Source organism: Dysgonomonas sp. PF1-14 (assembly GCF_029892965.1).
Taxonomy (GTDB): domain Bacteria; phylum Bacteroidota; class Bacteroidia; order Bacteroidales; family Dysgonomonadaceae; genus Dysgonomonas.
Window position 1 is genome coordinate 1 of the sequence record NZ_JARXWN010000030.1, and the last position, 13,013, is coordinate 13,013.

13 protein-coding genes, 1 tRNA gene and 1 pseudogene are annotated in these 13,013 nt (G+C 37.0%); 4 read left to right on the forward strand and 11 right to left on the reverse strand.

The annotated features are described in order from the left end of the window. Positions 1-20: 20 nt before the first annotated feature. The 3 genes from M2448_RS19880 (at position 21) to M2448_RS19890 (ending at position 2,579) form a co-directional block, all read left to right on the forward strand. Positions 21-94: transfer RNA gene (locus M2448_RS19880), tRNA-Ile, on the forward strand. 308 nt (positions 95-402) lie between these two features. After that, positions 403-1,620 carry a site-specific integrase gene (locus tag M2448_RS19885; protein WP_280647933.1) on the forward strand — a complete coding sequence of 406 codons (1,218 nt, stop codon included), beginning with the start codon at positions 403-405 and terminating at the stop codon, positions 1,618-1,620. Between the two features lie 176 nt (positions 1,621-1,796). Next, complete coding sequence (locus tag M2448_RS19890) at positions 1,797-2,579, forward strand: hypothetical protein (RefSeq protein ID WP_280647932.1); 783 nt, start codon at positions 1,797-1,799, stop codon at positions 2,577-2,579. A 62-nt stretch (positions 2,580-2,641) separates the two neighbouring features. On the opposite strand, the gene M2448_RS19895 is transcribed toward M2448_RS19890, so the two are convergent. After that, entirely contained in the window at positions 2,642-3,856 is a 1,215-nt protein-coding gene (locus M2448_RS19895) for a pyridoxal phosphate-dependent aminotransferase family protein (protein WP_280647931.1), read from the reverse strand. Positions 3,857-4,869: 1,013 nt separating this feature from the next. On the opposite strand from M2448_RS19895, the pseudogene M2448_RS19900 reads away from it, so the two are divergent. Beyond that, a pseudogene (locus M2448_RS19900) lies at positions 4,870-4,971 on the forward strand (IS1595 family transposase); the annotation flags it as partial. A gap of 541 nt (positions 4,972-5,512) precedes the next feature. On the opposite strand, the gene M2448_RS19905 reads toward M2448_RS19900, so the two are convergent. The 10 genes from M2448_RS19905 to M2448_RS19950 all read right to left on the reverse strand — a co-directional run. Further along, positions 5,513-5,941 carry a TraQ conjugal transfer family protein gene (locus M2448_RS19905; RefSeq protein ID WP_280647930.1) on the reverse strand — a complete coding sequence of 143 codons (429 nt, stop codon included), beginning with the start codon at positions 5,939-5,941 and terminating at the stop codon, positions 5,513-5,515. 56 nt (positions 5,942-5,997) lie between these two features. Beyond that, positions 5,998-6,573, reverse strand: a complete 576-nt coding sequence (locus M2448_RS19910) for a conjugal transfer protein TraO (protein ID WP_280647929.1) — start codon at positions 6,571-6,573, stop codon at positions 5,998-6,000. A 1-nt stretch (position 6,574) separates the two neighbouring features. Further along, positions 6,575-7,558: a conjugative transposon protein TraN gene (gene traN / locus M2448_RS19915; protein WP_280647928.1), complete on the reverse strand. Its 984-nt coding sequence runs from the start codon at positions 7,556-7,558 to the stop codon at positions 6,575-6,577. Between the two features lie 80 nt (positions 7,559-7,638). Continuing rightward, complete coding sequence (gene traM, locus M2448_RS19920) at positions 7,639-8,928, reverse strand: conjugative transposon protein TraM (RefSeq protein WP_280647927.1); 1,290 nt, start codon at positions 8,926-8,928, stop codon at positions 7,639-7,641. Beyond that, complete coding sequence (locus tag M2448_RS19925; protein WP_280647926.1) at positions 8,882-9,283, reverse strand: TraL conjugative transposon family protein; 402 nt, start codon at positions 9,281-9,283, stop codon at positions 8,882-8,884. The genes traM and M2448_RS19925 overlap by 47 nt, the downstream gene beginning before the upstream one ends. Before the next feature lie 10 nt (positions 9,284-9,293). Next, positions 9,294-9,917 (reverse strand): conjugative transposon protein TraK, encoded by a 624-nt coding sequence (gene traK, locus M2448_RS19930; protein ID WP_280647925.1) that lies wholly within the window; start codon positions 9,915-9,917, stop codon positions 9,294-9,296. A gap of 33 nt (positions 9,918-9,950) precedes the next feature. Then, positions 9,951-11,051, reverse strand: coding sequence for a conjugative transposon protein TraJ (gene traJ / locus M2448_RS19935; RefSeq protein WP_280647924.1), 1,101 nt, complete (start codon positions 11,049-11,051; stop codon positions 9,951-9,953). A gap of 87 nt (positions 11,052-11,138) precedes the next feature. Further along, positions 11,139-11,768, reverse strand: a complete 630-nt coding sequence (locus M2448_RS19940; protein WP_280647923.1) for a DUF4141 domain-containing protein — start codon at positions 11,766-11,768, stop codon at positions 11,139-11,141. A 53-nt stretch (positions 11,769-11,821) separates the two neighbouring features. Continuing rightward, positions 11,822-12,283, reverse strand: coding sequence for a hypothetical protein (locus M2448_RS19945; protein ID WP_280647922.1), 462 nt, complete (start codon positions 12,281-12,283; stop codon positions 11,822-11,824). Positions 12,284-12,332: 49 nt separating this feature from the next. Then, on the reverse strand, positions 12,333-13,013 hold a 681-nt coding region (locus M2448_RS19950), incomplete at its 5' end, for a TraG family conjugative transposon ATPase (protein ID WP_280647921.1).

The following is a 13,013-nucleotide window of genomic DNA, read 5'->3' on the forward strand; positions in this document are numbered from 1 at the left end:
AGGCCAGAACGAAGAAAGCCAGTCCTATAGCTCAGTTGGTTAGAGCGCTACACTGATAATGTAGAGGTCGGCAGTTCAACTCTGCCTGGGACTACAAGCGACTGATAGTCAGCATAGACAATCTCGGTCAGAATTATAAAGAAATAAGACAAGAATCCGTAAATCAGATGATTTGCGGATTTTTTTTGTTATATGTCTTTATGCATTACAGACATTGACCCTACAAAATGGAACACAACAGGATTGATTAATTCGTGACTGTAAAAAATGAAAAAAATATTCACGAATTGTTTGTGTAATTCAATAAATGTCAATGTCTTACATTGTATAGGTTTTGTCTCTTTCTGTACATCTCCATGACTACATATAATTTCTTAATTTTGTATACTAATTTTTGTAGTTATGAAAAGTACATTTAACATCCTTTTCTTGGTAAGAAAAACGAATACTAAGAAGAACGGCGAATCAACTGTAATGATTCGTATTACTATCGATGGCGAGGCAACGGAATTCAGCTCAAAGATTTCAATAAAAGCAGACTTCTGGGATTCTAAAACCAGTAAAGTAATTGGCCGTACAAAAAGTGCCCTTGAGATAAATAAAAGTCTGGAGTTAATACGTGCTGATTTAATCAGCCAGTATTATAGTCTTTTAGAAAGAGGTGGTACTGTTACACCGGATAGGTTAAAAAATAGCTATTTGGGTATAGAAGAAAAAGAAAATACCCTAATCAGTCTTTTTGATAAAAAAATAGAACAGAAAAAATTATTGAATCAAAGTAACATTATCAGTAAGGAAACAGTAGATAAATATATCTGTACAAGAAATAAACTGATAGAATTCCTAAACTATGAATATGATAAGGATGATATTAGGATAAAAGACGTGAGATATGATTTAATTCGCTCTTACGAGGTTTTCTTGCTCACAAAGGGGAAGTGTGCCCATAATACAATGGTGCGTCATATGAGGTATCTAAAACAAGTAATAACAGATGCCGTAAAAAGCCATTATTTACTACAAGACCCTTTTAACGGAATAACATTGAGTTCTCAAAGAGGAAAAAGAAAATATCTAACAGAGCCTGAATTATTAAAACTTTTAGAAACAACCTTCGAGAGTGATTTATTGAATGAAGCCAAAGATGTATTTATTTTTTGTTGTTTTACCGGGCTTGCCTATATTGATGTGAAAAATTTGAAAGAAAGTGATATAGTCCAATATGCTGATGGTAAAAAATATATTATAAAAGATCGAAAGAAAACCGGGAACGAATCTTTTATTCCTTTGTTAGATGTTCCTCAACGTATTTTAAATAAATACGAAAATATGAGAAAAGAGATAAAAGGACTATTGCCAGTTCGAGCATGCCAAAATATGAATATATACTTGAAAGAAATTGCAGGACTTTGTGGAATACAAAAAAATCTGACCACTCATTGCGGGCGCCATACTTATGCCACGCTTATGCTAACAAAAGGAGTTTCGTTAGAGAGCGTCTCAAGAATGTTGGGACATACCGATATTAAAACAACACAGATATATGCTAAAATATTAAATGAAAAAGTCATAGGAGATATGAATTCTGTTGAAGAGGAGTTGAATTCGTACAAATTTTAAAAAACAAGAAAATAATCAATAATTAATAATTATTGATTTTGCATATCAAATAACTAACGATATTATAATCTAATTCTCATTTATTATAAATTAATGATTATTTATATAAAGTATTGAGAAAAAAATGAGATTTTCGTTATATTTGTTAGTTATTATTAATGTAAATAACTAAGTCTATGAATTCAGAAAAACTAACAGAAGATGCCCCGCCGGTAATACCCAAAAAGAGTCGAAGATCGGATGATGATATCAAATCAACTTTATATAATGCTGCGGAAAAAATTATTAAAGATGTTGGTTTCGGAAATTTGACTGTGACAAGTTTGTTGCAGGAAGCAAGTGTTGATCCTCCGGTATTTTATAATAGGTATAAAAGTATGGAAGCTTTTATTGATACTTATGTGAGAGAATACGATTATTGGTTAAGTGATAATCTTGTGATAGATACTAAAGACCATACTCCCGTGGAGAATCTTCAGAAGATCATGAAAGAATTGATTGAATCCCTGATTAAAAATGATTCGATGCAGAAACTAATTGCGTGGGAGATGAATGAAATTAACTACATAACCCGTCGGACAGCTGCTAACCGAGACAATAATTCTCGTATGCTTATCGATTATTTCAGTAAAGAATTTGAAGATAAACAAATAGATGTAAAATTATTATCGGCCGTCTTGATAGGTGGTATATATTATTTAATAATACATCGTAAAGTTGCATCTTTTAATTTTATTGATTTTGATACAGAAGAAGCTATTGATTCATTAAAAGATTGTGTGAATAAAATTATAAGTTTAGTCTATTCCGGAGGGAAAATACAGGTTGAATATATAAAGACCGACCATGATACAGATCTGGTTAATGTTGCAAAAAAATTATTAGAAAAAAAAGTGAATATGACCACTATTCATTATGCAACAGGTTTGCCAAGAGACTTTATTAAGTCACTAAAATAGGAATTATAAACCAGCTAAATATTATTTTCATATAATGTTTAGCTGGTTATTCCCTAAATGAATTATTCTTTAGATGATTTGATTGAATACCTAGAGTTCAGTTTGTTTAAAACATCTACTAAATAATCCATATCTTCTTTCGTGTGATTTGCCATTACATTAATCCTGATTCTCGATAAATTAGGAGAAACAACAGGGGGGAAAATACAACTTATATAAATCCCGTGATCCAATAATTCCCGTGATAGAGTTGTAAGCTTGTATTCATCACCAATTATTACCGGAATAACAGGAGTTATAGAGTTGAGAATATTATAACCCTCTTCTGCTAATACTTGTCTCAAATAAGAAGCATTATTGTTTAGCTTTTCCACGATATCCGATTCCATCATATATTCAAAGCCTGCTATTGCTGTAGCACAAACACTTGGCGGAATAGAGGAAGAATATAAATTTCCCCGAGCAAAAATTCTCAGATAATCTATAATTTCCTTACTGCCGGAAACATAACCACCAACAGTGCCAAGAGCCTTGCTTAATGAGCTGGATAATAATATATTCGATTTGTCTTCGATGTTAAAATAAGATAAAGTACCTCTGCCCTTTTCCCCGATAACACCTGTAGCATGGGATTCATCAATCAATAGTATGGCGTTATATTTTCTAACGATTTTAATAATTTCCGGAATATTAGCAATGTCTCCATCCATACTAAAGACACCGTCTGTTATAACTAAAATACCATCTTTGAACTCATCATAATTCTCCTTCAATATTTTCTCCAAAAAAGCCGGATCGTTATGTTTGTATCTTAACATTTTCGCTCCGGACATCATTGCTCCGTCAATAAGACTGGCGTGGTTGAATTTATCCTGAATAACGAGGTTGTTAGGTCTTATTAATCCCAAAATAACTCCTAAATTAGCTGTGAAGCCTGAAGAAAATAATATTGTGTCTTCGAATCCCGTAAAATCAGAAATTAACGATTCTAATTTCTCATGTATTTCTGTTGTTCCCGATAAAGTCGGTACACCTCCACTTCCAACACCATATTTATGAATAGACTCGATAGTTTTGTTGATAACAGAATCATTTGTTATCAAGTTTAAGTAATTGTTTGAGCCAAACATATAAACATCAGATTCGTTTTTCTTATGCCTGTCATATATTCTAACTTTATTATCACAAGGTGTTAATAACGGGCATTTTTTAAAAACATTGAGTTTTAAATCTTCGTGTTGTTCCAGGTTTTTTTGAAAATCGTAAACTTTTCCCAACAATGAGCCATCACCGCTTTTTTAATTGACTTTCAAGTCAATTTTGTAATTAGTTTCATGCATAATATAAATAAATTTGGATTTATGTATAAGAGTCTATATAATATAATCTATCCACTTTTATTGTTTAATTAGATGTAAATATAATTATTTTATATAGATAAATATTAAAATATAATTATATATTTTAAGTTTTTGTCGATTTGTATTATCTATGTTGTCCTCTTTTATAGAAGAAATAAAACATTTCTGTATATATGAACAAATGAAAATAATGTTCCGCGGAGAAATATATGGCGTTTTTATTGCTTAAATAAATTAGCCGTTAATAGAAATGTTTAAAAAATGCGGTAAAATAACTTTAGATCAGGAACGATGGATATTGTTGGTAAAAGTATCGTTTTTTTGTAGTAATTATATCAATGTCTATTTAGTATAAATAACAGATGAAGTTGTCCCTGAAGTGTTGTCAGATGCCTTTAAGCTGGTTTTATTGCTTATAATGTAATATCAATCGTTTTGATCCAACATCCTATAGTGCTTGAGGGACATCTTCATTGATTGTTTTTAATATCCCATTATTATTCGGATATTAAACTTTTGATGTTTTATTTTACTTTTTAATTTGTGTGTAGCCTGTCTAAATTTTAAGTGAATAATAATTGTACAAGTAGCATTCTTATATCCATCAATTAAGTCTTATTATAAATATTTTATTCTTGAAAAGGTGGCAAGCCTCGTGTAAAATAATCACATGCTTTTTTGATTCAAGTTGTATAATAAATATTTGCTTACAAATATAGTTAAATATTTATATGCAGATACTAAAAATGTAATAATTATGCCATATTCAGTATGTTAGATATGAATCATTGGGGCGTGGATTATTTTTTTAAACAGCCTAAATTAAGCTTAATTGTTAGTGTGTCAATATATTATAGATACTAAATAAGTATTAATGATAAATGCCAGTATATTTATCCGAAAAGATAATCATTGTGAAAAAATGATATATGACTCTAATAAATTTTATATACCCGTTCCCAGACGAGTATAGTTGCAGGCAAAAATTCAAAGATTATCGTTGTCAGGGAGTAGTAGTTTGTCCTAAATGCAGATGTAATGATATAACATTATTCATGATAATACGAATCGATTAATATAAACTTGATACCTTTTTTAGAAAAAAATAAAATTATTGCTCATCTCAGATGCAAAACCGGAAGGGTGGTTAAATAGAAAAAGCCTTCTCCTAGAGCCTTATTGGAAATTTAATTATAAATGCTACTTGTACAATTATTATTCACTTAAAGAAAGAAGGCTTTATTTTGACAAAGATATAAAAAATGAAATGCTTTTTAAAATAAATAAGATGATAAGGCTGTTAAAATATTAACACACACAATAGCAATGTATTGCGTGTTACTTTTCTATAACAATACACCTGAGATTTTCGTTGTGTTAATATAATCTATATAATAATAAGAAGCCTCTGATATCACATCGGAGGCTTCTCTGGTGTTAATCTAAAAATGATATGGAGACAAAAGTGTTATTAATTTTCGATATATTCCTTTTCATTTGGAGCCGTCATCAGGGAATAAATTATATTTACCCATGTAATAATATATGAAACTACCATCATTGTTGTCATAGCTATTTCTCCTCCTCTTTATTATCGGAATTAAACTGGAAAGAAAGGACACACGAGTTGCCACTGTCATCGAAGAAGTAGATATCTATCGTCTGCTGTTCATCGGAACGAGATGTGTAGTAAAAGCTGAATGACTCTTTGGTCAAATCGTAATAGTCATTCGGCAGGAATGGCTCGCTACCACCCATCCGCAGCTCGCCCTCTCCGTCACTTTGGAAATACCGAAATCGGTATGCCGTATTGGTATAATAGCCACTTCGTTCTAACTGACAGCGAATTTCTATTGTTTCTCCGACTTTCAGTTTTTTTGGCACAGGCAAGTAAGTAACCTCGAATTCATAACTTTGGCGAATATCAATATTGTCGCTACAGGCACACGCTATTGCGGCTAGCAATAGCGTAAAGATGATGTAAGATGCACATTTTTTCATTTTATTCATTTTTAATTGTTGTTATATTGTATGTTGAGCTTTCCTTAGAAGGCTCCTTAGTTTATAATTATCTTGATTCCGATTCCCACCTGTGTATGAAACTTATTAACCTGAGAGCCGAAGAGTATACGCTCCCTGGCATTGATGAGCAGGGCGAACCTGTCGGACAGGAATGTTTCAATCTCGAAAGACACCGCTCCGCCATACAGGAAGTTATCCTCTGATGTAATCGTTGCCCCATCGAATAATAACTCCTTGCCCCAATTAATCGTTTCGTAGCCTCCGACAGCTGATAACCCGACCGAGAAGAATAAGGTTTTACTCCTGTCCGACAGAAAGTTCAGGTAGTAACCGCCTTCTGCTGTTATCTGGGACAGAGGAATAAACTTATCCTTATACTCATAGTTTTTTTGCAGGTATTCCCCGCCGAATCCCCACCGATTTCCGTTTTTGGTATAGGCAGATAAGGCGATGCCGCCGTAAAACGCCTGCCCGTCTTTCTTCTCCACTGCAAAGCCATCCACAAAGCCACCTGTCAGCTGAATACCTTTTTGCCCCGGTAAGTAACGTTGAGCATGAGCCTGCCCGATTAGGGCAAGGCTCAGAATTATAAGTAATGTGATACGCTTCATCTTATTTGACTTTTAGTTCGTTAATTTCTTCGGCTCTCAATAAATCCTCATTCTCAATTACAAAAGATTGGTTTCGGCCTCCGTTTTTCTCAAAAAGCTCGACTACTAACTGCTTGTCGTTGGGTATGGTAATTTTATCGATTGTGAACACGGTGCGTTCAGTTTTATTACCCCCGACAGACGAAACTAAATTATAAGCCCGAAGCGGATAGATAACTGTTTCCTGAATGGCTGTTTGCTTCATTACTTTCTTGTCTACTATTTTCATGCGTACAAAGTCTACATCGAAGGGTACATTAGATGCGTTTTTGATGGAAGTATGCAGGTACAGGAGGTTATTATGCGAATAGATGCCTTTGAGCAGGTATTGGATGCCGAATCGTTTGGAACCGATATGTTTAACTATCCGCTTGTCGGTATTGTAGACAGCACGGTTTATCAGGTAGACGATGCGGGGCGATTCGCTGCCCAACTCCTTCAGGTAGATGTCCATACTGTTATTGGGCTTATTGACAGAAACACCGTCGTGCATAAAATCCTTCATCTCGATATTGAGCTTTTCCGGCTCATCGGCAAATTTTACATTGAAAGTGTAATAGCTACCCTCTTCGGTAATGACCGCCATATTGGTTTCCGTTTCAAAATTGCGGACAGCCGCTTTTACCCGTAAGATATTTTCCGAACTTCCTGCTTTGCCCGCAATGATATTATTCGAACCTAAATCCACATAACGGATAGCTGCCGGAAAGATGATATGCACGGTCTTCTCGAAAGTAACTTCCAACCCGTATGGCGGTATCATGCGGTCGAATGTGATTTTCTTGGTCAGCCCTTCGTAGTAATCTCCAAAAGAGGGTTTGAGCACTTGTTGCAGGTCTTCCTGCATATCCTCCGGTGTTTGATTGATAACCGGAATAGTATCTGTCTGGGCATTGGCTGCGACAGTTATTGCCGCCAGTATTATTAATACAATATATTTTCTCATTATTTTTTGATTTAAATTGTTCATTTTTAATTTTTGTTTTCCATTCTTTAAATTGGTACATCGGCATATTCCCAAATTAGCTAATTAGCTTTCGGCATCAGCATTACCCTATATCCCGATTTGAGTGTAACCTTTACCTGCCGTATTTTTTTCTGCATATAAGCCGATAAGCCCTGTATCGCCCCTTTGGTCAGATCGGAGGTCAATTGTGCCCCTGTACTCTCGGTCATGGTAAAACTCGTGCCGACACTGCTTCCCATATTGGCCATGATTTCTTTGGCGGCGTTCATTTCCAATGAGCCGGGAATGTAGATTCCACGTTGTCCGTCCGAATCATAGACCATCATTTCCACAGGGATAATTGTCCCCTCGTACTCGATAGAGGAAATCTGAATCTCCATTCGTTCTCCCTGCACTTTGGCAAGGCCTGTTACAATGGTGTTTTCGGGGATAAGAGTAGTTCCTGCCATGAGTGGCTCTGTCAAGCGCAGACGGGTGGTCTGTCCGTCTACGACAGTCTGGTCATCGTGAACGATCGCGGCAATCGTATTTTTCTCCGATACCCCGACTGTCCCGCCCACCGTATTAAAGCTGATGTTTCTCGGCTGATCATACATTTGGTAATACTCATCGTTGCTGATGGGCTGTGCCAATGCAGATACCGTTTGGTTTCGGATCTGTCGTATCGGTGTGATTTTTGTTTTGTTGTTATTACTGCTATTTTTAACCGTACCGTTCGCTATTCTTTTGCTCAGGCTTTGGTTACCGTTGTCCTGCTGAACCTGCGGCATATATTTGGCTGCCATCTGGTAGGACTTTTCCATCAGTTCCAACTGTTCATCCATCGCCGACTGTTTATTGTCCTTTTCTTTCATTTTGGCTTCCAGTTCCTCCAGCCGTTTCTTCATCTCTTCCTTTTCGGGATCGGATTTCGGCTGTTCATAGAAAGTACCCAGTGTGCGATTGATGTCCCGATAGGCGGAAACTGAACTGTTAATAGGCTCCTGCTGTTTCACTTCCTGCTGGAATTGTTGCTGTTCTTCCTCGACAGCAATATTGACTTGCCTGTCTTTAGCCTCATTGCCCAATTCATCCATATAGCCTTGCAGGGACTGCATCCTGTCTTTTTGTTTATTCTGCATTTGTTCCTGTTCGTAGGCATCTTTCTTGTTACTGATGAGACCTCCTCCATCCGGGTCGGGGATATCGGCATTAAAGCCCGTTCCTTGCTTTTCTTTGGCCTTATCCGTTTCTGACGGGGCAAATATTAGCCACATACATGCTGCAAAGACAAGTGCCATCGATGCGAAGACCGCATATTTTTTAAGCTTTTGTTTTTGCTCCGTACTTATTCTTGTTTTCCCATTCATATTCCTTAAAATTTTGTTTGTTACTGTTTATACTATCAATGGAATCTTTCCGGATTCTCTGTTTATGCAGGTCGAAGAGCTTGTCGGGGATGGGAGAATCAATAAAGTCATGGCTTTTTATTCTATCCCGTTTTAGTTCAGGCTTTTTGATATGCTCTATATCGGGGTTGTTTTTCCTTTCACTCCCTTTTCCCCAGTTATATATGGTCGAAAAAGTAAAGTAGAGGTTGCCTGCGGTTAATATCAGAAGCATAATTAGTATTATTGTTATCCGCTTATCGGGAGTCAGTTCTCCACAGAAACCTTTGAGCCTGTCTTCCAACCAGTATCTGATTTCCTTTAATCGTTCTTTCATAAGCATTTCTTTAACTGGTAAGGACACGTATATCCTTGTTTTCCACAACTTCAAAATTTTCGATAATAAAGCCATGAGGGTTATTATCCGATCTGACAGCATTTAAGAGCCGGCAATGTGTAATCAGCGAACGTTCGGTTACGTTACTTTCCCTAATAATAAATTGCTTGGCATAAGTAGATACATCGTAAGGATATGTATTTAAGTTACATACTACACTGTCAATTCGTAAATTTTGGTTGATGTTTCCGGAAATTATGCGATTATAATATCCCTTTTCTGACAAGTCCTTGTAATAATTGAAGGTCGACTTATCAGACAAGAGTAATGCTCTACTGATATTACCTTCGATGGCATTTTTGTCGGGAGAGAGCGTAAAGAAGAGTTCATGGAAACGTCTGATATGTTCCCTTGCTTCCACGGGTCTGTTTTGTGACAGATCTTGCGAAAGTGCGAGTATCAGCGATTTTCCGTTATCCAGTACATAAATCTTCTGGCGTTGTTTTTCGGCAAAGTCGTATGCACTGTATACCGAGTATCCGGTAATAGTTGCGCACAAACATAAAAACACAATGCTGAAAATACGGAGTTGCCGGAAACTGGTTTCAATATTCAATAATGATTTAAATTGCATTTTCGATTTTTTTAAAAGTTAATGACTAAGATTTTAGGAAGAAGGTCCGTTACTGGCATTACCATCATTACTGTTACTGCTTCTTCCACCGCTCCGCATCATGGACCTAGTGCCTTGCATTAGTTTACCTCCTACCACTTTCCCTCCGGCGACAACCCCTCCGGATACATTTCCTGCGGCAGCACCTGCGACCCCTCCGGCAATAGCACCCGCTTTAACGGCCGAACTGTTGATGCCTTTAGATAAAGCTCCACCGCCACCGGCCTGTACAATCCAACCTGCGACAGTAGGGATAGTGAAATATCCGATAATGCCTATGATCATAAAAATGATAAATACAGCATCGGAAGAGTCAAGTGAGAAATCCGGGTCAATTCTCATACGCTCAATATCCGCCTGTAACATCAATGATTGTATACGTGCCAGAATGCTGCTGAACAGGTCTGAAACAGGCAGCCAGAGGTATACTGATATATAGCGCATCAGCCATCCGGTCAGGGAAGACTGGAATCCGTCCCATACGGCAAAAGCAAAAGCGATAGGCCCCAGTATGGAAAGTACTATAAGAAAGAAGGTACGCACCACGTCGATTACTAAAGCGGCAGCTTGAAACAGCAGTTCCAACAAATCTCTGAGTGCCCGTTGCAGCCATTTTTTGAAATTGTATGCAGCCCTGTCCATATGCAATCCTACCTTGGCTCCAACATCGGTAACGCCCAATTCACTCAATTTAGCTTCAAGAGCAGCATCATCGACTAAGTATGCCGTTTCCGGGCTTCTCATTTTTATTTCATATTCAAGCTGGTCTCTTTGGCGAGCATACTCTTCCATATCCATTGTCTGGTTTTCCATCATACTGTGGGTCCCTTGCACAATCGGGCTCATGACACTGTTGATAGTTCCGATTACGATAGTAGGGAAGAACATGATACACAAGCCGATTGCGAACGGTCGTAATAAAGGGAATACGTCAATAGGTTCAGCCCTTGCAAGTGACTGCCAAACGCGATATGCGACATAAAACAGTGCCCCCAATCCGGCTATTCCTTTAGCAACCCCTACCATGTCGCCACACAAGGGCATCATATCGTTATAAAGCTGTCTGAGCAGTTGATGTAAATTATCAAAATCCATAGTTTATAATTATTTAGTGTGATAATATGCCAGTGTGCCAATGAAGTGTTCTTTCTTGTAACCGAATTGACACACCGGCACATTGATTTACCAATAGCGTTCGTTCGGTTTTCCGTACAAGGAAAGGATTCGCTCGGTTTCCCCCTTCTTCTTTGCCCGGAGATAGGATACACCAATATTCTTGTTGGTGTAATACCGAACAAGATTTTTGTAATTAAGGGCAGTTCTGTAGCATTCATCAACCACATCCAACCTTTCCTTGTCATTCAGGGAGAGAGTAGTGATATTCACCACTGTTTTTAGCTGATCAAGGACAATCCCGCTTTCTTCCAGCAGGATGACATAACCTCCTGCAATGGCGTTCAATTCTTCGATACTGAAATTCGGATCGGACAGCATTTTTTGAAAGTTATTCACATAGATATCCGAAATATCACCTATTAATAATATGGTTTTCTGCACTTTACGGGCATCCTTTACTAGGTTGTTGACCGATTTCAGAGCGTCATAATATTTTTTACCCTGCTCATATATTTTGACAGTTTCCTGAAAAGACTTTACCATATTCTGAGCTGTAGTCGATGTCTGTACAATCTCTTTGCTGGTATTGACAATGCTTTGGGTGAAATTACTTGGGTCCCAGACCGTCCATTGAGCATTAATATTTGTTGTAAGGAGCATAAAGCTCATGCACAACATGAAAATTTTTGCTTTCATATCGTTAAAATTTTAAGTAAATAAATCTGATTAAAAGAGTTGTTTAATTGTGATTATAAATCGAGAGGAATACCCGGATACAGGGGAGCATCCGTAACCGTTCTAAGCAGGGATAACTTTCCACAAATACTAAGTTCATGGCTATCTGCCTCATATTCCATGAATATGACATGGCCATCTAATACAAAGTACATCATATCCTTATATAGTTCAATAGGATATGTTACAATAAAATCTTCCGGCAGACGTTCCAGATCAGATATTTCAACATAATAGTTATCGCTGTACTTCTCTTTTTTAATAATGATACATATATCCAATTTTTGACTATGCCATTTCCCGCATATCTTGTCTAATAAGATTGTTGTATCAGGAGTGTACTGCTTTGCATTTTCAGGGATCTTGCTTGCTAAGGATGAATATAACGAAAGAAGCTCTTTAATTACATCATTCTGCCTGTCTATGAGATTCAATAAATCTTTCATTGAAACTTTCTTTTTTTTAAATCCGAACATATTGTTTTCTTTTTTAGAATTAGTATTAACGGGATATAGTTCCCGGGGTTTACTGTTTACTTCGTTTGCTATCCACTAATTGTTTTATAGCTAATTCCAGATTACCGTCTAGTTTTTCTGCCAGACGGAATACTTCGAGTTTTTCGGTTTCTTCAGTCGTAAATGCATAATATTCTTCCGGACTTACTTCCGTCGCATATACGGCGGATTGTACCCCTCCGAGTCCGATCCACACCTCTTTGTATTTCCGGTTTGGGTTGTTCGCCATATTAATGGAGAGAATCTGAGCTCTTTCCTTATCTGTCAGTCCCAGCATCGCCTGTATTGAATCGAACTTATTCATGTATTTACGCTGATCTAAGAGAATTTTACAGTCCGAGTTGTTTATAATGGCATCCTTAACTACCGGAGACGAGATAATGTCATCCACTTCCTGAGTAACCACGACAGCTTCGCCGAAGAATTTGCGGACGGTTTTAAATAAATACTTTATATAATCCGCCATTCCTTCTTTAGCTATAGCCTTCCATGCCTCTTCAATTAATATGACTTTACGGGTACCCTTTAACCGCCTCATTTTATTGATAAAAGTTTCCATAATGATGATGGTAACTATCGGGAAAAGGATTTTGTGATGTAGGCTAAGCACCCGGCGCCGTATCATATTACTATGGTCGGTTTCCAAGCACTCGCCTCCGAACCGGACGTACACCTTCCAGCGTATCCGGCT

Coding starts and splice junctions, on each gene's coding strand:
- M2448_RS19890 (WP_280647932.1), top strand. CDS start 1,797: ATGAATTCAGAAAAACTAACAGAAGATGCCCCGCCGGTAATACCCAAA.
- M2448_RS19905 (WP_280647930.1), bottom strand. CDS start 5,941: ATGAAAAAATGTGCATCTTACATCATCTTTACGCTATTGCTAGCCGCA.
- M2448_RS19910 (WP_280647929.1), bottom strand. CDS start 6,573: ATGAAGCGTATCACATTACTTATAATTCTGAGCCTTGCCCTAATCGGG.
- M2448_RS19925 (WP_280647926.1), bottom strand. CDS start 9,283: ATGAAAGAACGATTAAAGGAAATCAGATACTGGTTGGAAGACAGGCTC.
- traM (WP_280647927.1), bottom strand. CDS start 8,928: ATGAATGGGAAAACAAGAATAAGTACGGAGCAAAAACAAAAGCTTAAA.
- traK (WP_280647925.1), bottom strand. CDS start 9,917: ATGCAATTTAAATCATTATTGAATATTGAAACCAGTTTCCGGCAACTC.
- M2448_RS19945 (WP_280647922.1), bottom strand. CDS start 12,283: ATGTTCGGATTTAAAAAAAAGAAAGTTTCAATGAAAGATTTATTGAAT.
- traN (WP_280647928.1), bottom strand. CDS start 7,558: ATGAGAAAATATATTGTATTAATAATACTGGCGGCAATAACTGTCGCA.
- M2448_RS19885 (WP_280647933.1), top strand. CDS start 403: ATGAAAAGTACATTTAACATCCTTTTCTTGGTAAGAAAAACGAATACT.
- traJ (WP_280647924.1), bottom strand. CDS start 11,051: ATGGATTTTGATAATTTACATCAACTGCTCAGACAGCTTTATAACGAT.
- M2448_RS19940 (WP_280647923.1), bottom strand. CDS start 11,768: ATGAAAGCAAAAATTTTCATGTTGTGCATGAGCTTTATGCTCCTTACA.